Origin of the sequence: Aliiroseovarius marinus, from assembly GCF_004360145.1 — a bacterium.
In the GTDB taxonomy this organism is placed as follows: Bacteria; Pseudomonadota; Alphaproteobacteria; order Rhodobacterales; family Rhodobacteraceae; genus Aliiroseovarius; species Aliiroseovarius marinus.
The window spans coordinates 94,581-112,072 of record NZ_ML178712.1 but is presented as its reverse complement, the minus strand read 5'-3'; the positions used below and the strand labels follow the sequence as shown (position 1 = coordinate 112,072).

The following is a 17,492-nucleotide window of genomic DNA, read 5'->3' as shown; positions in this document are numbered from 1 at the left end:
GCGCGCGGGCAGAAAGCCCCTATGGTGTGCCTGATGACGGGGAATCTGGCCTTATGAGTGATATCGAGCAGTTTCCGGCAGGCGCAAGGGTCGGCGTTCTGACCGCCCAGCCGCTGGACCGAATCCTGACATATCGCGCGCCCGAAGGGGGCTGCGTGCAAGGCGACTATGTCGAGGTGCCGCTTGGGCCGCGCAAAGTGCTGGGTGTGGTTTGGGGTCCGGGCGAGGGGGGCTTTGACGCCTCGAAACTGCGGGCGGTAATCCGGGTGCTCGACGTGGCGCCGATGCGTTCCGAAATGGCCGAGTTTCTGACCCGCGTGGGCGACTATACACTGACCCCGATGGCGCAGATGCTGCGTCTGGCCACCCGCGCGCCGGGGCTCTCCGATCCGCCTTCGATGCGCAAGGTGTTGAAGGCGTCAGGCCACCGCCCCAACCGCCTGACTGATGCGCGCGCCAAAGTGATGGATGTGCTGATGGACCAGCCGGGTGTTGGGTTCACGCAGAAGGAACTAGCCGATCTGGCAGGAGTCAGTGGATCCGTGGTGAAGGGCCTTGTGAAGCTGGGTGCGATCCGGGAGGAAGACACGCCGCGTGACATGCCCTATCCGCGGCTTGATCCAGCGCTGCCCGGTAAGGAACTGACCGAGGATCAGGCTGTCGCCGCCAAGCAACTCACCGACGGTGTACGCTCTGGCCGCTATGGCACCACGCTTCTGCGCGGCGTCACCGGCGCGGGCAAGACCGAGGTTTATCTGGAAGCCGTCGCTGCCTGCCTGCGCAAGGGCCGTCAGGCGCTGGTGCTCTTGCCCGAAATCGCCCTGACCGCTGAGTTCCTGAAACGGGTCGAGGAACGCTTTGGTGCCCGTCCCGCAGAATGGCATTCTGGCGTGACCATGACCGAACGCCGCCGCTGCTGGCGCATGGTCGGGCAGGGCGAGGCGCAGTTGGTCGTCGGCGCCAGATCCGCGCTGTATCTGCCGTTCCGCGATCTGGGGCTGATCATCGTGGACGAGGAACACGACAGTTCCTACAAGCAGGAAGATGGTGTGCTGTATTCCGCGCGGGATATGGCGGTGATGCGGGCGTCTATCTGTGACGCGCAGGTGGTGCTGGCCTCGGCCACGCCGTCCTTGGAAACATGGGCCAATTGCGAGGCGGGCAAGTATAAGCGGATTGAACTGACCAGCCGCTATGGCCCCGCCGTCATGCCGGAAATGCGCGCGATTGATATGCGGCAGGAAGACCTGCCCGCGCAAAGCTGGATCTCGCCCACGCTGAAGGCCGCCGTGCGGTTGCGCATCGCGCGCGGCGAGCAATCGCTTCTGTTCATCAACCGCCGTGGCTATGCGCCCGTCACCATTTGCCGCGCCTGCGGGCACCAAATCGGCTGCGATCATTGCGACGCGCGGATGGTCGAACACCGGTTCCAGAAACGTCTCGTCTGCCACCAATGCGGCGAGACGAAACCCATGCCAGACGCCTGCCCGGAATGCGAGGTCGAGGGCAAGCTGGCCCCGGTCGGCCCCGGTGTCGAACGGCTGGCTGAAGAGGTCACCGCCGCCTTCCCCGACGCCCGTATCGCAGTGCTATCCTCGGACCTATTCGGGTCCGCGCGGGCGCTGAAAGAACAGATCGAACTGATCGCCGAGGGCGGGGCCGACATCATCATCGGTACGCAACTGGTCGCCAAGGGGCATAACTTCCCGAAGCTGACGCTGGTGGGCGTGATCGACGCCGACCTTGGTTTGCAAGGCTCCGACCTGCGCGCCGCCGAGCGCACCTTCCAACTGATCCGACAAGTGGCGGGCCGGGCAGGGCGGGCGGAAACGCCGGGGGTCGCTTTGCTGCAAACCTTCCAGCCCGAACACCCGGTGATCCGCGCCATCTTGGCGGGCAAGGAAGAACAGTTCTGGAAAGCCGAGGCCAGCGAACGGCAAGCCGCTGGCGTGCCGCCTTATGGGCGTCTCGCCGGGATCGTCCTGTCCTCGCCCGATATCCAAGCGGTGTTTGATCTGGGTGCGGAAATGGCCCGACGTTCCGAACCGCTTCACCAAATTGGCGCGCAACTTTTTGGTCCCGCCCCCGCCCCCATCGCCCGCGTCCGAGGCCGCCACCGCGTGCGCCTGCTGGTCAAAGCCGAGAAAACCGCCCCCATCCAAGCCGCCCTAAAACGCTGGCTGGCGCAGTTTCAGATCAAGGGGGACATGCGGGTGTCGGTGGATATTGATCCGCAGAGTTTTTATTGAGGGCTCAAGCGTAAAGCTCGCCGGTAGGCGACAGTGTAATGGCGTGCCGAAGATCGTCGGTATCCAGAAAAACTCTTTCTCTTTTTGTGCCCTCAAATAAGGGGCGTCGACTTGCATCCGGGTGTATCAGTATCGAGGATCCGGTATCCAGTTGGATCGCCATCGAATGCTTCTGGACGTCGAAATCGACAATCGTTGACCCGGCAAGTTTTCCGGATATTTCATCCGCATCGTCCGTAACCCAAGGTTTTCCTCGGTCGTAGTCTTCATAGAAATAGTCTTCGATCATGCGGTTTTCGTACTCGACCCAGTTCCCAGCACCATCGAGGCATATGATCAACCATTGATCGTCCAGTTGAAGGCCAAGTATGCCGACGCCCCCCATGCCATAGCTGCCAAGGTGTGACGAAAACCCGTTGATTCTACTACCGACGAGTTCGGCCTTGCTTGGAAGCTCCATTCGGAGGGGCATTAGTTCGTGGTCGGAACCTAGACCTCCCTGCATCTCAGGCGGTAGAGGGCGGGATAGGTCGGGGATACAAATGTCGAGCCGTAAAGAGGAATGCGGGCCGGTTTCATTTAAGAACTTGTTTGATTGCCAGCGAAGGATCAATTTGCCGAACAGTCCGCCCCTTAGTGCATATAGCGTCAACCACCGATCAAATTTCTTACTTAAGTCCATCTTGAGCTACTTCTTTGAACCAATACTTTCTGCGAAGTTCTGGTCAGGTTTTCATGGGAAATCAAGATGTAGGCGGCGCCCGTTACACCCCCGCCAACCCAACTGCCCAGCGCTGATCTGCCAACGCGTCTGTCACCATCGCGCTGATCCACATGCACAGAAGCGTAAGCCATGCGGTGCCGACGAAGATGGAGCCGCCAGTGATGTCATCACCTATTGCGAAGTCGCCAGCCACCATCGCGCTCGAATCTCGGGAACTTAGGCACTAGGTCCAAACTGCGCGCGTCAGTCTAAACAAAGTGCTCGGCATACGTCATACCAAGCAGCGGGTCCGGGTGCGTTGGGGGAAATCAGCATTGAATAACGCGCTATGATCTGAAAATGATAGCGCTATCGCCTGTGGGCGTGCCTGTGCCACGGGCAAGGAAAAGGTCTGAGTATGAAAGCAGATACATCGCGATGGGCCGTTTTCCTGTGTATGGCCGTTTTCTTTTTACAGCCGGTTCAGCTTGGCATTTGGTTCTCGCGTGTGGCCGAGGTCCAATATGTGCTCGGGCTCAGCAAATCTCAGCTGGCCTTGGCGTTGCTTGGCATGCCGGTAGGGCTGCTGCCAACACTCTACTTCGCGGGAAAGCTGGTGGACGAGATGGGACCGCGTCACGCGCTTATGTGGTGCCTTCCGCCAATGCTGCTGGTCGGCGTGACCCCAGGATTGGCGGTTGGGCCGGTCAGTCTGTTTGTATCGCTTGTTGCCCTTGGGGCAGTGGTCGCCTTTGCCGAGGTTGGAATGAACGTGTATGCGGCGCGGGTCGAGAAGGCCCGCCGCAAAGCGATCATGAACCGCGCGCATGGGTTTTGGAGCCTCGGCGTCATGGTTGGCAGTCTGATCGGCGTACAGCTGGCCACGTTCGAGCTTTCGGCTTTCGCAGCGCTTGCGATCGGGGGCGTCATTTTGCTGCCGCTCTTGATTGCCGTTGCTGCTTTGCTGCCGTTTGTCGAGGCCCCAGAACATCACGAACCCGAGGCTCCCATGGGCCGCTCAATTCCCACCGCGCTTTACTTGATTATTGCGATCGTTTTCGGCGCAACACTTGTCGAGGGGGCGATGATCGACTGGGCTGCCGTTTATATGCGCGAGGTCGCGCAGTTCACGCCCGGACGCGAGGGGTTGGCGGTCACGGTCTTCTCGGGTTTTGTGACCATCGGGCGGTTCGTGGGCGACGCGATCAATACTCGTTTTGGGGCGACGGTTTTGGCGCGCGGATGTCTGGGGGCCGCACTTCTGGGGGTCATCGTGTTGGCGTCGAACCTTGGATCATATGCGTCTTTCGTCGGCTTTGCCTTGGTTGGGTTGGGCGTTTCGACGATCTTCCCACTTGGTGTGACGGCCAGCGCGGCCCTGAGCAAACGGGCCGAAGCGCGCAATGTATCGGTCATGACGTTTGGTGCGCTGAGCGGATTTCTGATCGGCCCACCGGCCATTGGATTTTTGGCGCAGGCGACGTCCTTGGACGTGGCTTTCCTGCTCCTTGTGCCGTGCCTCATGCTCAGTATCGCACTCGCGCATCGACTGTCTGTCAGGTAACGCCGCCGGGTTCGGTTTGGGCTAGGCAGTCACCAGAGACGCGCGCTGATCCACCAGCGCGTCTGTCACCATCGCGCCGATCCACATGCACAGAAGCGCAAGCCATGCGGTGCCGACGAAGATCGAGCCACCCGTGACGCCTGCGCCGATCGCGCAGCCGCCGGCCAGCATCGCGCCGAAGCCCATCAGGACCGCTCCGGTCATCGAGCGGCGCATGTTGGCTTCGCCCTCGAACCCTTGGAACTTGAACTCGCCGGTCAGCCAGCTGGCGACGAAAGCCCCGATGACGACGCCGGGGACAAGGCCCACGTCGAATTCCAGCACCGGGTCCGAGACGAGGAAGAACATCAGCGTGTTGGCGGACGGGCCCGAGAAGGTGGCCGAGGTGACCGACACGGGCTCGAACGCGGCAAGCGACAGTTGATAGGTCAGCACCCAGCCAAGGGCCACAGCAAACCCAACGCCCGAGCCGAAAATCAGGCGACGCGGGCCGAGGCCTGCTTTGCGGGCGATCACAATCGCCAGAACGGCGGTCATCAGTCCCAACGCAAGGCCGGACCAATCGGGCAGGCCTGCTAGGTTCAGAAGATTTACGTTCACGCCGCCCTCGGTCATCCACAGGCGGGCGAGGGTGTCGCGGGTTGGGGCGAGCCAGCCATGTAGGCTCATCTGTGCGACCACGGCGAAGATCAGGCCCGAGACGACAGAGCGCAGGTTGCCCGTCGCGGCCAAGACCAGCAAACGCCCGGAACAACCGCGCGCCAGCACCATGCCGACCCCGAACAACAGCCCGCCGATGATTGCGCCAGACCAACTGCCGGTGACGGCCATCATGCGGGCGTCCTCGGTCCGCATCAGGCCCAGAAGGTTTGCGCCCTGCACCCAGACCAGAGCAGTCGAGAAGGTCAGAAGCCACACCGCAACCGAGGCGTCCATCATGCGGCGGGCGAATTCGACCGCGGCGGCGCGCAGGCAAAAGCGCGAGCGCTGGGCCGACACGCCAAAGACGATGCCAGTGATCAGGCCGAACAGGGCGGCGGTCGGGTTCTCTCCGATACGGTCGATCAGGGGGACGATGTCCATAGGGGGCTCCTTCAAGTTGGCGCAGTTTTAACGTCGTGACCGCGCGCCACCTTGATCTGAGTCAGAAACGCATATGCATGCGTGAATGCGTTTAGCGCTCGCCAAACTGGGAATTCAGGCGTAAGGCAGGCGGATGAGACACCAGATCCTGACCCTTGATGACGCCCGCGCGCTGCCCTTCTGGCGCCGCCCCATCTTCCTGTTGATGCTGATGGCAGCCGGGATGCCGATTGCGTTCTTCACGTGGTCGGCGCTTCTAAATAACTTCGTGATCGAGGCCGCGGACTTCACCGGGGTCGAGATCGGCTGGCTGCACACCGTGCGCGAGATCCCGGGCTTTCTGGCCATTGGCGTCATCGCCCTGTTGATGCTGTTTCGCGAGCAGGTGCTGGGAGTCGTGTCGCTGGCGCTGCTGGGCGCAGCCACGGCGATCACCGCGTGGTTTCCCAGCTTTGGTGGGATCCTGACGGTCACCATGCTCAGCTCGATCGGGTTTCACTATTTTGAAACGGTGAACCAGTCGCTTCAGCTGCAGTGGATCGACAAGAAAAAGGCGCCGCAGATGTTGGGCTGGATCATGTCCATCGGGTCGGCGGCGGCGCTGGTCAGTTATGGCCTTTTGGTGCTGACTTGGAAGACCTTCGATCTGAGCTATAACCTTGTCTACATGATCGCGGGCGGCACCACGCTGGCCATCGCGATTTTTGCCTATTTCGCCTATCCGCAGTTCGAAAGCCCCGAGCCGCAGTTGAAGCAATTCGTGCTGCGCCGCCGGTATTGGCTCTATTATGCGCTGCAGTTCATGGCGGGCGCACGCCGTCAGATTTTCGTCGTGTTCGCGGCCTTCATGATGGTCGAGCGCTTCGGCTTCGAGGTGCACGAGGTCACGGCGCTGTTCCTGATCAACTATATCGCCAACATCTTCTTCGCGCCTTTGATGGGCAAAGCCGTGTCCATTTGGGGCGAACGCCGCGCGCTGGCGTTTGAGTATGTCGGCCTGATCGGCGTGTTCCTAGCCTATGGCGGGATCTACTATTTCGGTTGGGGTGTGGTTCTGGCGGCCGCGCTTTATGTGCTGGACCACCTGTTCTTTGCGCTGGCCTTCGCGCTGAAAACTTATTTCCAGAAGATCGCGGATCCGCAGGATATTGCCCCCACTGCAGCTGTCGCCTTTACCATCAACCACATCGCGGCGGTCTTTCTGCCCGCGCTGCTTGGGTATCTGTGGGTGGTGTCGCCGGGTGCCGTGTTCGGACTGGCAGCGGCCATGGCGGGTGTTTCGCTGGGCTTGGCCCTGCTGATTCCGCGCCATCCTGAGAAGGGCAATGAAACGATCCTGACCCATATGCGGGCGCGCGCCCTCGGATAAGCGGGAAGCTGCGTGACCTGACAGGGTCGGAAATTCCTTACTCGCCGGATCAACTACAATCTGACACACTGAGCGCGTTCGCCTTATGGTGGACGCCTGTTCTGTATTCTGTGTTTATTCAAGAGATCCGATTTGAGCACCAATCTAGAGTTCTATTCGCGCTTTGACGCGATCGACATCGACTATGCCCTGCGTGCTCTTTCCGCTGAACGGCGACGGCGCGCAGAGGGGTGGGGCAGGCAGGTCAGAGCAACCATCCTGATCTCCGCCTTCGTATGTGTTTCGGCCATCGTTGCGTTTGCCAGTGATGCCAGCATGTGGACCTTTCTGTCCTTCATGCTGCTGATGGGGGCAGGGCTGCTGGTTATCCGGCAAAGCCGGAACTCCCATATCAAGACACTCAGTCGGTCGCGGATGCGCGAAGGGGTGGCGCGGATCGTGCTGTCTCCGCTGGGGATGCGGATCACACATCCTGGATATGAGGTGTTGATTTCGTGGAGTCATATGGAGGGCGTGCTTGTGACCGAACACGGGTTGCTGTTGCTGATCGACGCCTACGACTATTGCCCGATCGAGAAATCCGCCTTCAGCAGTGATGCCCACATGAAAGAGGTCGCGGCCCAGATCGCAGCATGGCGTAGCGCCACAGACACCGACGCGCCCCTGCCAGACGCTTGACCCGCCCACAGCAGGGCGCTAGGGCACAGGGGCTTGTTGGAAAGGACACACCATGCCCACCTGGACCGCTTTGACCACCGTAAACGGACAAGATGATGCCGAAGCCCTTGGGGCTGCGATGGAAAACCTTGTGCCGGAACCCACGGGCGTCGGCGTGTTCGAGGTCGAAGATGACAGCGGCATCTGGGAAGTGGGTGGTTATTTCGTCGAAGAACCCGATGCGGCTGGGCTTGCGCTGCTGGCCTCGATGCATGGCGCCAAGGATTTTAGCGTATCGGAATTGCCCGAGGTCGACTGGGTCGCCCATGTGAAGCGCGAGCTCGCTCCGGTCGAAGCAGGCCGTTTCTTCGTCTATGGCAGCCATGATGCGGCCTCTCTTCCCGAGGACAAGATCGGGCTGCTGATCGATGCAGCCATGGCTTTTGGCACCGGGCACCATGGCACCACGCTGGGCTGCCTGCGGGCGCTGGACCATCTGGCTCAGGACGGCTTTGTGGGCGAAAATGTGGCAGATATCGGCTGTGGTACGGCTGTTCTGGCCATGGCCGCCGCCAAGATCTGGCCCAACCCCGTGATTGCCAGCGACATCGACGAGGTCGCGGTGGACGTCGCCCGCGCTAACGTCGCCGCCAATGCGCTTGAAAATCGTGTGCTGTGTGTTGAAGCCGCCGGGTTTGGTGCCGAGGAGATTGCCGCGAAGGCGCCGTTCGACCTTGTTTTTGCCAACATTTTGAAGGGTCCGTTGATTGGGTTGGCCCCGGAAATGGGCCGGAATATCGGCAAAGATGGCTATGCGATTCTATCGGGGATTCTTAACCCTCAAGCTGAAGATGTGTTGGAGAGCTACACCCAAAACGGGTTCAAGTTGACCCAACGTGAAGAGATCGGGGATTGGACCACATTGATTTTGCGTAAAAAATGATGAAATTGTGGCAGGAAACAAAGGGTTTCCTAGTAATTGCCACAAATTTGCTTTATTCTGACATCGTTGCCTAAAATTAATCTGGCTCTTCAGCTTGGGGAAGTTAACCATGGCCGATGCACAAATAAGAGATTTTGAAAAACGCGTACGGCAGATTGATCGCCGTCATAACAAATTGGCTCGGGGCTATGTCCACTTGGTGGAACGTGACGGGCTTTTGGTTCCAGAACAAGCAAGCTTCAGAAGTCGCGGTTTTCCGCTGCGAGCAATCCTGCTCGTCCTGATTGGATTTGTCTTGTTCAAAGGGATCATCGTCAGCCAGGTTGGGCTGTCCAGCTATTCCACACGGCTTGAAAGCCTCGCTGAAGGCGGTGTGATCGAACAAGCTGGCGCGTGGCTGATGCAGATTGATCCGCTCACGCTTGCCGTGGCCGAATTCATCGTGAGTCTGTTCTGAACAGCACCCGTTGTTCCGTCTATTTTGACAGAAAACCCATCCGGTTCGCTCTGGGTGGGTTTTCCTGATGTTCGCATCAATTCGCGTTTGTGAAGTCCATGCGACATTTTTCGCCGCTTTTAGGCTCGAAATAGCGCCTTATCGTTGCTATCTGGTCTGTCGAACGAAATGACCGTAGCCCGTGCGCCCCTCAAACCGCACGTGACACGCCAGAGAACGGAGAGGCCATATGGCGAAGATCACCTATATCGAGCACAACGGAACCGAGCATGTCGTGGACGTTGCCCCCGGCCTGACCGTGATGGAAGGCGCGCGCGACAACAACATCCCCGGCATCGAAGCCGATTGCGGTGGTGCCTGTGCGTGCTCGACCTGCCATGTCTATGTGGACAACGCTTGGATCGAAAAGATCCCCGCGAAGGACGCAATGGAAGAGGACATGCTGGACTTCGCGTTCGAACCCGACGCAGCCCGCTCGCGCCTGACCTGCCAGATCAAAGTGACCGAAGACCTGGACGGTCTGGTCGTACACATGCCCGAAAAACAGATCTGATGCGCGGCCTCACAGCCGCACTTCTATCCCTGTGTCTGGCCGCCCCCGCGGCGGCCGACATTTCCGCAGCGCGCTACGTCGAACCGACGGATCGCTATGGGCATGGCGCTGTCCCCGGCGGAGAATACGGCGCGCTTGAGGTCACGCTGCGCGACGGTAGCCGCCTTCTGGCGCGCGTGACCGGGGGTGTCTTCGAAGACACCGCCCCCCGCCTGCATGATTTCGACGGGGACGGCACGCCCGAGGTCGTCGCTGTCTTCAGCGGTGACACGACTGGCGCAATGATCCGCATCTTTGGGCTGCAGGACGGCACGCTGACTGCTCTGGGCAACAACGCCCCTATTGGCACCCGCCACCGCTGGCTGGCCGTGGCCGGGATTGCCGATTTCAACGGCGACGGGCTGGACGAGATCGCCTATGTCGACCGCCCGCACCTTGCCCGCCGTTTGCGGTTGGTGACAGTGGATGCGTCACAATCGTCTCTGACGTTCAAAGAAATCGCTTCGGTCGGCGGAGTGACCAACCACAAATATGGCAGTCCCGACATCGAAGGCGGCGTGCGTATCTGCAAAGACGAAGCGCCCGTGGTCGTCACAGCGAGCGCCAATTGGTCCCGCGTCATGGAAGCACGCCTGATCGATGGCGAGTTTCAGATCGCCCCGATCGGCAAATACACCGGTCCCAGCAGCCTGACCGCAGCCCTGAACTGCAACTGACCTCATTTTCTTGCCTGAAATATCCTGGGGGAATGCGTCCCCACTAGGGGGCGCATGGGGGCAAAGCCCCCGACAGGCTCACGCAGTGAGCTCCCGATGACGAAACTTATAGCGCGCGCCAGCCAATATCCGAGCGGTTGAAGCCCTCAGGCCAATCAATCCCCTCGATCATCGCATAGGCCCTGTCACGGGCTTCCTGCAGGCTCTCGCCACGCGCGGTGACGTTCAGAACCCGCCCGCCGGATGCGGTGATCTTGCCGTCCACTTCAGTCGTTCCTGCGTGGAACACCATGTTCTTCGAATCTTCCGGCAGCGCGTCCAATCCGTTGATGACCGAACCCTTCTGATACGACCCCGGATAGCCATTCGCCGCCATCACCACAGTGATCGCATGGTCATCCGCCCAATTCACCTGCGCCTCGTGCAGACGTTCCTCGGCGCAGGCCAGCATCAGATCCAGCGCCTGCGCGCCCAGACGCATCATCAGAACCTGACATTCCGGATCGCCAAACCGCACATTGTATTCCACCAGCCGTGCCTGACCGTCCTTGATCATGAAGCCCGCATAAAGCACCCCCTGATAGGGCGTGCCGCGCTTGGCCATCTCGTCCACGGTGGGCTGCACAATCTCGCGCATGGCGCGCGCGGCGATCTCGTCGGTCAGAACCGGGGCGGGCGAATAGGCGCCCATGCCACCCGTGTTCAAACCCGTGTCGCCATCGCCCACACGTTTGTGGTCCTGCGCGGTTCCGATGGGCAGGGCGGTCTTGCCGTCGCAGAGGATGAAATAGGACGCTTCCTCGCCTTCCATGAACTCTTCGATGACAACTTCGGCACCGGCGCCCCCAAAGGCGCCGCCGAACATGTCGTCAATCGCGTCCAACGCGGTCTCAACGTCCATCGCAACGATCACGCCCTTACCGGCGGCCAGACCGTCTGCCTTAACCACGATCGGCGCGCCTTGTTCGCGGATATAGGCCTTGGCGGCCTCGGCATCGGTGAAGTGACCGTAAGCTGCGGTCGGTGCGTTCGCGGCGTCGCAGATTTCCTTGGTAAAGCTTTTCGAGGCTTCCAGCTTCGCCGCCTCGGCCGAGGGGCCAAACACCTTGATTCCCGCCTCGCGCAGACGATCAGCAACACCTGCCGCCAACGGCGCTTCAGGGCCGACAATCACGAAGTCGATGGTGTTGTCTTGGGCAAACGTCGCCACCGCGCCGCCGTCCTCGATATCCAGTTTTGCGCACTCTGCGATCTGCGCCATACCGGCGTTGCCCGGTGCCACGATCAGACGATCGCATTTCGGGTTCTGCATCACTGCCCATGCCAGCGCATGTTCACGCCCGCCGCTGCCCAGAATAAGGATGTTCATGGATGCTCTCCCGCTTGGCCTTCCGTTACGGGCGTTCTAAGGTCGCAACACGCAATGCACAAGAACCGAGACCACATGTCCGACCTGATTGACGACCCAACCCCCGGCCAAAACACCCCTGAATTCACCGTTTCGGAAATTTCCGGCGCGGTTAAGAAAACCATCGAGGGCGCTTTTGGCCGCGTGCGCGTACGCGGAGAAGTCGGGCGCGTGATGTTGGCGCGCTCGGGTCACTTGTATTTCGACGTGAAAGACGACCGGTCCGTGATCGCGGCGGTCAGTTGGAAAGGGCAGGTCAGCCGTCTGTCGATCATGCCGGAAGAGGGGATGGAGGTCATCGTCTCGGGCAAGATCACCACTTTTGGCAGCCAGTCGAAATACCAGATCAACGTGGATGACGTCGTGGTCGCTGGCGAAGGCGCGCTGATGGCGATGTTGGAAAAGCGCAAGAAACAGCTGGCGGCCGAGGGGCTGTTCGCGCCTGAGCGGAAGAAAAAGATCCCTTTCCTGCCCGAGGTAATCGGGGTCGTGACCTCGCCCTCCGGCGCGGTGATCCGCGATATTCTGCACCGTCTGCGTGATCGCTTTCCCCGGAAGGTACTGATCTGGCCCGTCGCCGTGCAGGGGGATGCCTGTGCCCCGCAAGTGGCTGCGGCCATCGAGGGTTTCAATCGTCTGACGCCGGGCGGAGCTCTGCCACGTCCCGATTTGCTGATCGTGGCGCGTGGCGGCGGCTCGATCGAGGATTTGTGGGGCTTTAACGAGGAAATCGTCGCGCGGGCCGCTGCGGCCTCGGACATTCCGCTGATCTCGGCGGTGGGGCACGAGACCGATACCACCCTGATCGATTTCGTGTCTGACCTGCGGGCGCCGACACCCACGGCCGCAGCAGAGCACGCCGTGCCGGTACGGTTGGAACTGATGGCGTGGACCGAGGAGCAAGGCACCCGCCTGACCCGCGCGTTGGAGCAAGGCGTCACCCAACGCACCCAACGTCTACGCGACCTTTCGCGTGCGTTGCCGCGCGCCGATGCGCTACTGGATGGACCGCGTCAACGGTTGGATACGGCGTCTCTGAAACTGCCCGTGGCTCTAACGCAAATGACGCAAGCGCGACGCGTGAAGCTAAGCGAGGCTTCTGCAGGCCTGCGCCCACGCGCCTTGACCGCGCGTTTGGTGCCGCTGCGGGATCGGTTGACGATGGCGACCGCGCGCCTTGGTCCGGGCCTGTCGCGGGGCACAGCAGATCGCCGTCGGGAGTTTGACCGCTTGGCGGCGCGTCTGGATACCGGGCGGATCATGCTAGCTAATCAGCAGCGTGCGCAAGCCCTGCAAGATACGGCAGCCCGGCTGGACAATGCCTATCTATCTGCAGTCTCGCGTCAGAAAGATCGGCTGGCCGCACTGGAACGGATGCGCCAGACGCTTGGCTATACCGAGACGCTGAAACGCGGGTATGCGGTGGTGCGGGGCGATGGTGATGTGGTGACGACGCAGGAAGCTGCCAGCAAAGCCGCTGCGCTTGAGATCGAGTTTGCAGATGGGCGTTTGACGCTGGATGGGTCAGCGTCGGCCTCTGTCACTAAGTCTCCGACACCCAAACCTGCCCGAAAAGCGAAGCCTAAGAAAGACACCCCGGATCAAGGGTCACTTTTCTAAGCTCTCAGTCTTATTTCTTGCGTGATCCCGGTCGGCCTTGTGGTTTTCCACCCGCGTTTCGGTTGCGTGACCCGCTGCCACCAAAGCTTTTGCCTGTCGGACGTTGCCCGGGTTTCCCGCCGGATTTTTCCCCACGTTTCGGCGATGGTTTGGCCATCGTGCCGCGATTGCTTTTGACCGGGCCGGAGCGCTTTCGGGCAGGTGCCTTTGCAGGGGCTTCCATACCCAGCTGTTCACGCACCACGCGCTGGCGGATCTCTTCGACCTCGCCCGCTTTCAACTCGCCCAGTTGAAACGGGCCATAGCTGACGCGCAGCAGGCGGTTCACCGACAGGCCAATCGCCTCCATCGCGCGGCGGATTTCGCGGTTTTTGCCTTCGCGCAGGCTGATGGTCAGCCACGCATTCGCGCCCTGCTGCCGATCAAGTGAGATCGACATGGGCTGGAACCGCTCACCGTCGACGGTGATTCCCTTGCGCACAGGCGACAGCATGTCATCCGTCGGCTTGCCCTTCACGCGCACGCGGTATTTGCGGGTCCACCCGGTCGAGGGCAGTTCCAGCTTGCGCTTTACGCCGCCGTCATTGGTCAGCAGCAGCAACCCCTCCGAGTTCAAATCCAAACGCCCGACGCTCATCACGCGCGGCATGTCCTCGGGCAGCTTGTCGAAGACCGTCTCGCGGCCTTTTTCGTCCTTAGCCGTGGTCACCAGCCCAGTGGGCTTGTGATACAGCCAGATGCGCGGCGGCTCTGGCTCGGCCACGGGTTTGTCATCCACAAGGATCTTGTCCTTGGGGGTCACGTTCAGGGCGGGGCTGTCGATTACCGTGCCGTTGACGCTGACGCGCCCGGCTTCGATCATGCGTTCGGCCTCGCGGCGGCTGGCAATGCCTGCACGCGAGAGAACTTTGGCGATCCGGTCGCCAGCCGGTGTTTTGGCGGGGGTGGGTTTATCCGTCATACCCCCGCATAGCCTGCGCTGCGCGAAAGGGGAAGCCTTGGCAATCGCGGGCAGTGCAGGCATGAAGGGGCATGACCCGTTTCAAAAGCCATATGGACGCCGCCATGGCCGAGGCCCGCGCCGCCGCAGATCGCGGCGAGGTGCCGGTGGGCGCCGTGCTGGTCGCGCCGGATGGTAGCGTGGTGGCACAGGCCGGAAATCGGACCCGCGAGTTAAACGACCCCACCGCGCATGCCGAGATCCTTGTGATCCGCGAGGGCTGTGCGCAAGCGGGGTCCGAACGGCTGCCCGGCTATGACCTCTATGTGACGTTGGAACCGTGCCCAATGTGCGCGACCGCTCTTTCGGCTGCGCGGATTCGGCGCATTTATTACGGCGCTGCTGATCCCAAATCGGGCGGTGTGGCCCACGGCCCGCGCATCTTCACGCATCCCCAATGCCACCATGTCCCTGAGGTCTATGACGGCATTGGCGCGGACGAGGCCGAGGCGATCCTGAAAGAGTTCTTTGCTGCCCGGCGATGAGTTCTAGATCGCGATTGGCGACAGCACTTCCGGTTCGATCACGTTTACCTCGGGCAAGGCGTCGATCAATTCCTGCGCGGATTGGGCCAAGATCGGGAACGTCTTGTAGTGGCAGGGGATCACGGTCTTGAAGTCGAAATACCGCTTCGCCGCATAGGCCGCCCGTGCCATGTCCATTGTGTAATGGCCCCCGGCGCACAGAATGCCGATATCGGGTTTGTGCAGGTCGCCCATCCACTCCATATCCGCCATGATATCGGTGTCGCCGGACAGATAGATCACGTGGCCTTCGCCCGCGATCATGAAGCCGACCTCGGCCCCGGCGCAGAGCGGTCGATCCCCGCCCAGATAGTCGAAGCTGGCGGAATGCGAGGCGTTCACCATCGTGACTTTCGCCCCATTCAGATCGACGGTGCCACCCTTGCCGAAACCCAGCGTTTCAACGCCATCTTCCCCGCCCCAGAACGAAGCAAGCTCGTGTATGGCGGCAATCGGAATGCCCAGTTCTTTCGCGATCTCAAGGGTCGAGGACGCGTGATCCCCGTGCCCATGAGTGATCAGGATATGCGTTGCGCCTTCTAGTGCGTCCGCGCGCCGGTCTTCAGGGAACATCGGGTTTCCGTCCAGCCACGGGTCGATCAGCAGCACGGCGTCCTCGATCTCGATTCGAAAGCCGGCATGGCCAAGCCAGGTGATTTGCATGGGAAGCCTCCTATTTGGTCATTCAGGACCAGAGTAGCAGTGATTTCGCCCAAGTCACCCATGGGACAGCGTCGCACAACGTTCAGACGCCTTGCGGGTCGCGGTTCCGCGCGATAAATGACGAGGCAACGCGCCCACGCGCACACACATCCGGAGACACCTTCATGTCGATTGATATCGAAACCGCGCGCAAGGTTGCGCATCTGGCCCGCATCAAGGTCGAAGACGACCGCCTGCCGGAGCTGGCCGAGAATTTCAATGCGATCCTTGGGTTCATCGAACAGCTGAACGAAGTGGATGTGGACGGCGTCGAGCCGATGACCTCGGTCACGCCGATGCGCCTGAAGCGTCGTGAAGATGTGGTGACGGATGGCGGCATGCCGGAAAAAATCCTGTCCAACGCACCGGATGCGCGCGAAGGCTTCTTCGCCGTTCCGAAAGTTGTCGAATAAGGGGGCAGGGATATGACCGAGCTGAACAAACTGACGATTGCCGATGCCCGTGACGCGCTGCGTAAGGGTGATGTGACATCGGCCGAGATTACCGAAGCCTGCCTGACCGAAATCGAAGGCGCCGGTGCGCTGGGGGCTTTCGTGCACAACACCCCGGAACTGGCCCGCGAGCAGGCGAAAGCCGCCGACGCGCGCATTCAGGCGGGCGATGCGCCCGACATGTGCGGCATCCCGCTGGGCATCAAAGATCTGTTCTGCACCAAGGGTGTGCCCTCGCAGGCAGCATCGAAAATTCTCGACGGTTTCAAACCAGAATACGAATCGACCGTCAGCCAGAATCTGCTGGATGCAGGCACCGTGATGCTGGGCAAGCTGAACATGGACGAGTTCGCCATGGGCTCGTCGAACGAGACCTCGGTCTACGGCAACGCGGTGAACCCGTGGAAAGTGGACGACCGCGACCTGACGCCGGGTGGCTCGTCGGGTGGCTCGGCCTCGGCTGTCGCCGCTGACCTGTGTCTGGCCGCAACCGGCACCGACACTGGCGGTTCGATCCGCCAACCTGCCGCCTTCACCGGCATCACCGGCATCAAGCCCACCTACGGGCGTTGCTCGCGCTGGGGCATTGTGGCTTTCGCATCCTCGCTGGATCAAGCCGGCCCGATGACCAAATCTGTGCGCGATGCGGCGATTATGCTGGAAGCTATGTGCGGCCATGACATGAAGGATTCGACCAGCGCGGACATCCCGGTGCCGAATTTCGAAGCCATGCTGACCGGCGACATCAAAGGCAAGAAAATCGGGATCCCGAAGGAATACCACATGGAGGGTATCCCCGCTGAGATTGAAAAGCTCTGGGCCGATGGCGCCGACATGCTGCGCGACGCAGGGGCCGAGATCGTGGACATCTCGCTGCCGCACACCAAATACGCACTGCCAGCATATTATGTGATTGCCCCCGCCGAGGCCTCGTCGAACCTTGCCCGGTATGACGGCGTGAAATATGGCCACCGCGCCAAGCTGGAAGCTGGCGACGGCATTGACGAGATGTACGCCAAAACCCGCGCCGAAGGCTTCGGGGCCGAGGTGCAGCGCCGCGTGATGGTGGGTACCTATGTGCTGTCGGCTGGTTTCTACGACGCTTACTATAACCGCGCCCGTCGTGTGCGCGCGCTGATCAAGAAAGACTTCGACGATGTCTTTGCTGCCGGTGTCGACGCAATCCTGACCCCGGCCACCCCGTCGGCTGCATTTGGACTGGGCGAAATGAAGGACGCCGATCCCGTGAAGATGTACCTGAACGACGTCTTCACCGTGACCGTGAACCTTGCCGGTCTGCCGGGCATTTCGATCCCTGCCGGTCTGGATGCGCAGGGCCTGCCACTGGGTCTGCAACTGATTGGCCGCCCGTGGGAAGAAGGCGACCTGCTGAATATCGCCCACGAAGTTGAAGCCCGCGCAGGTTTTGTGGCTAAGCCTTCGAAATGGTGGTAAAACGCGCCCAATTGGTGTGACTGTACTGTAAGGAGCC

At 61.0% G+C, this 17,492-nt stretch carries 18 protein-coding genes; 12 read left to right on the top strand and 6 right to left on the bottom strand.

Annotation, left to right across the window (positions count from 1 at the left end; all coding sequences use genetic code 11):
• The first annotated feature begins 53 nt into the window (after nucleotides 1-53).
• Entirely contained in the window at nucleotides 54-2,249 is a 2,196-nt protein-coding gene (locus EOL43_RS00565; RefSeq protein WP_133484852.1) for a primosomal protein N', read from the top strand.
• A 4-nt stretch (nucleotides 2,250-2,253) separates the two neighbouring features.
• Here the strand turns inward: EOL43_RS00565 and EOL43_RS00560 are convergent, their stop codons facing one another.
• Together EOL43_RS00560 and EOL43_RS15305 are read right to left on the bottom strand one after the other, a co-directional pair.
• Nucleotides 2,254-2,709, bottom strand: a complete 456-nt coding sequence (locus EOL43_RS00560; RefSeq protein WP_133484851.1) for a hypothetical protein — start codon at nucleotides 2,707-2,709, stop codon at nucleotides 2,254-2,256.
• 304 nt (nucleotides 2,710-3,013) lie between these two features.
• Nucleotides 3,014-3,169, bottom strand: a complete 156-nt coding sequence (locus EOL43_RS15305; protein WP_166636175.1) for a hypothetical protein — start codon at nucleotides 3,167-3,169, stop codon at nucleotides 3,014-3,016.
• 201 nt (nucleotides 3,170-3,370) lie between these two features.
• On the opposite strand from EOL43_RS15305, the gene EOL43_RS00555 reads away from it, so the two are divergent.
• Nucleotides 3,371-4,516: an MFS transporter gene (locus EOL43_RS00555; protein ID WP_133484850.1), complete on the top strand. Its 1,146-nt coding sequence runs from the start codon at nucleotides 3,371-3,373 to the stop codon at nucleotides 4,514-4,516.
• A 21-nt stretch (nucleotides 4,517-4,537) separates the two neighbouring features.
• Here the strand turns inward: EOL43_RS00555 and EOL43_RS00550 are convergent, their stop codons facing one another.
• Nucleotides 4,538-5,599: a YeeE/YedE family protein gene (locus tag EOL43_RS00550; protein ID WP_133484849.1), complete on the bottom strand. Its 1,062-nt coding sequence runs from the start codon at nucleotides 5,597-5,599 to the stop codon at nucleotides 4,538-4,540.
• A 133-nt stretch (nucleotides 5,600-5,732) separates the two neighbouring features.
• Between EOL43_RS00550 and EOL43_RS00545 the strand changes: the two genes are divergently transcribed.
• From EOL43_RS00545 to EOL43_RS00520, 6 genes are all read left to right on the top strand, one after another.
• Entirely contained in the window at nucleotides 5,733-6,968 is a 1,236-nt protein-coding gene (locus tag EOL43_RS00545) for an MFS transporter (RefSeq protein WP_133484848.1), read from the top strand.
• A 132-nt stretch (nucleotides 6,969-7,100) separates the two neighbouring features.
• Entirely contained in the window at nucleotides 7,101-7,646 is a 546-nt protein-coding gene (locus EOL43_RS00540) for a YcxB family protein (protein WP_133484847.1), read from the top strand.
• Between the two features lie 52 nt (nucleotides 7,647-7,698).
• Nucleotides 7,699-8,568 (top strand): 50S ribosomal protein L11 methyltransferase, encoded by an 870-nt coding sequence (locus EOL43_RS00535; RefSeq protein ID WP_133484846.1) that lies wholly within the window; start codon nucleotides 7,699-7,701, stop codon nucleotides 8,566-8,568.
• Between the two features lie 109 nt (nucleotides 8,569-8,677).
• Nucleotides 8,678-9,025 carry a hypothetical protein gene (locus EOL43_RS00530; protein WP_133484845.1) on the top strand — a complete coding sequence of 116 codons (348 nt, stop codon included), beginning with the start codon at nucleotides 8,678-8,680 and terminating at the stop codon, nucleotides 9,023-9,025.
• 229 nt (nucleotides 9,026-9,254) lie between these two features.
• Nucleotides 9,255-9,578, top strand: a complete 324-nt coding sequence (locus EOL43_RS00525; RefSeq protein WP_133484844.1) for a 2Fe-2S iron-sulfur cluster-binding protein — start codon at nucleotides 9,255-9,257, stop codon at nucleotides 9,576-9,578.
• Nucleotides 9,578-10,294: an FG-GAP repeat domain-containing protein gene (locus EOL43_RS00520; protein ID WP_133484843.1), complete on the top strand. Its 717-nt coding sequence runs from the start codon at nucleotides 9,578-9,580 to the stop codon at nucleotides 10,292-10,294. Before EOL43_RS00525 ends, EOL43_RS00520 begins: the two co-directional genes overlap by 1 nt.
• A 106-nt stretch (nucleotides 10,295-10,400) precedes the next feature.
• Here the strand turns inward: EOL43_RS00520 and purD are convergent, their stop codons facing one another.
• Nucleotides 10,401-11,663 (bottom strand): phosphoribosylamine--glycine ligase, encoded by a 1,263-nt coding sequence (gene purD / locus EOL43_RS00515; RefSeq protein WP_133484842.1) that lies wholly within the window; start codon nucleotides 11,661-11,663, stop codon nucleotides 10,401-10,403.
• Between the two features lie 75 nt (nucleotides 11,664-11,738).
• Between purD and xseA the strand changes: the two genes are divergently transcribed.
• Complete coding sequence (gene xseA, locus EOL43_RS00510; protein WP_133484841.1) at nucleotides 11,739-13,322, top strand: exodeoxyribonuclease VII large subunit; 1,584 nt, start codon at nucleotides 11,739-11,741, stop codon at nucleotides 13,320-13,322.
• A gap of 10 nt (nucleotides 13,323-13,332) precedes the next feature.
• On the opposite strand, the gene EOL43_RS00505 is transcribed toward xseA, so the two are convergent.
• On the bottom strand, nucleotides 13,333-14,283 hold the full coding sequence (locus EOL43_RS00505) for a pseudouridine synthase (protein ID WP_133484840.1): 951 nt from the start codon (nucleotides 14,281-14,283) through the stop codon (nucleotides 13,333-13,335).
• Between the two features lie 71 nt (nucleotides 14,284-14,354).
• Between EOL43_RS00505 and EOL43_RS00500 the strand changes: the two genes are divergently transcribed.
• Nucleotides 14,355-14,807, top strand: a complete 453-nt coding sequence (locus tag EOL43_RS00500; RefSeq protein WP_133484839.1) for a nucleoside deaminase — start codon at nucleotides 14,355-14,357, stop codon at nucleotides 14,805-14,807.
• Nucleotides 14,808-14,810: 3 nt separating this feature from the next.
• Here the strand turns inward: EOL43_RS00500 and EOL43_RS00495 are convergent, their stop codons facing one another.
• Nucleotides 14,811-15,509 carry a metal-dependent hydrolase gene (locus EOL43_RS00495; RefSeq protein ID WP_133484838.1) on the bottom strand — a complete coding sequence of 233 codons (699 nt, stop codon included), beginning with the start codon at nucleotides 15,507-15,509 and terminating at the stop codon, nucleotides 14,811-14,813.
• Nucleotides 15,510-15,673: 164 nt separating this feature from the next.
• Here EOL43_RS00495 and gatC point away from each other — a divergent pair, with 164 nt between their 5' ends.
• The gene (gatC, locus tag EOL43_RS00490; RefSeq protein WP_133484837.1) at nucleotides 15,674-15,961 is read left to right on the top strand and encodes an Asp-tRNA(Asn)/Glu-tRNA(Gln) amidotransferase subunit GatC; all 288 of its coding nucleotides are present in this window, start codon (nucleotides 15,674-15,676) and stop codon (nucleotides 15,959-15,961) included.
• Nucleotides 15,962-15,973: 12 nt separating this feature from the next.
• On the top strand, nucleotides 15,974-17,455 hold the full coding sequence (gene gatA / locus EOL43_RS00485) for an Asp-tRNA(Asn)/Glu-tRNA(Gln) amidotransferase subunit GatA (RefSeq protein ID WP_133484836.1): 1,482 nt from the start codon (nucleotides 15,974-15,976) through the stop codon (nucleotides 17,453-17,455).
• The last annotated feature ends 37 nt before the right edge of the window (nucleotides 17,456-17,492 follow it).

Excerpts from the sequence above, each read along its gene's own strand:
- purD (WP_133484842.1), bottom strand. The coding sequence starts at position 11,663 with ATGAACATCCTTATTCTGGGCAGCGGCGGGCGTGAACATGCGCTGGCA.
- EOL43_RS00555 (WP_133484850.1), top strand. The coding sequence starts at position 3,371 with ATGAAAGCAGATACATCGCGATGGGCCGTTTTCCTGTGTATGGCCGTT.
- EOL43_RS00535 (WP_133484846.1), top strand. The coding sequence starts at position 7,699 with ATGCCCACCTGGACCGCTTTGACCACCGTAAACGGACAAGATGATGCC.
- EOL43_RS00565 (WP_133484852.1), top strand. The coding sequence starts at position 54 with ATGAGTGATATCGAGCAGTTTCCGGCAGGCGCAAGGGTCGGCGTTCTG.
- EOL43_RS00550 (WP_133484849.1), bottom strand. The coding sequence starts at position 5,599 with ATGGACATCGTCCCCCTGATCGACCGTATCGGAGAGAACCCGACCGCC.
- EOL43_RS00530 (WP_133484845.1), top strand. The coding sequence starts at position 8,678 with ATGGCCGATGCACAAATAAGAGATTTTGAAAAACGCGTACGGCAGATT.
- gatA (WP_133484836.1), top strand. The coding sequence starts at position 15,974 with ATGACCGAGCTGAACAAACTGACGATTGCCGATGCCCGTGACGCGCTG.
- EOL43_RS00560 (WP_133484851.1), bottom strand. The coding sequence starts at position 2,709 with ATGGAGCTTCCAAGCAAGGCCGAACTCGTCGGTAGTAGAATCAACGGG.
- EOL43_RS00495 (WP_133484838.1), bottom strand. The coding sequence starts at position 15,509 with ATGCAAATCACCTGGCTTGGCCATGCCGGCTTTCGAATCGAGATCGAG.
- EOL43_RS15305 (WP_166636175.1), bottom strand. The coding sequence starts at position 3,169 with ATGGTGGCTGGCGACTTCGCAATAGGTGATGACATCACTGGCGGCTCC.
- xseA (WP_133484841.1), top strand. The coding sequence starts at position 11,739 with ATGTCCGACCTGATTGACGACCCAACCCCCGGCCAAAACACCCCTGAA.
- EOL43_RS00545 (WP_133484848.1), top strand. The coding sequence starts at position 5,733 with ATGAGACACCAGATCCTGACCCTTGATGACGCCCGCGCGCTGCCCTTC.
- EOL43_RS00500 (WP_133484839.1), top strand. The coding sequence starts at position 14,355 with ATGACCCGTTTCAAAAGCCATATGGACGCCGCCATGGCCGAGGCCCGC.
- gatC (WP_133484837.1), top strand. The coding sequence starts at position 15,674 with ATGTCGATTGATATCGAAACCGCGCGCAAGGTTGCGCATCTGGCCCGC.
- EOL43_RS00520 (WP_133484843.1), top strand. The coding sequence starts at position 9,578 with ATGCGCGGCCTCACAGCCGCACTTCTATCCCTGTGTCTGGCCGCCCCC.
- EOL43_RS00505 (WP_133484840.1), bottom strand. The coding sequence starts at position 14,283 with ATGACGGATAAACCCACCCCCGCCAAAACACCGGCTGGCGACCGGATC.
- EOL43_RS00525 (WP_133484844.1), top strand. The coding sequence starts at position 9,255 with ATGGCGAAGATCACCTATATCGAGCACAACGGAACCGAGCATGTCGTG.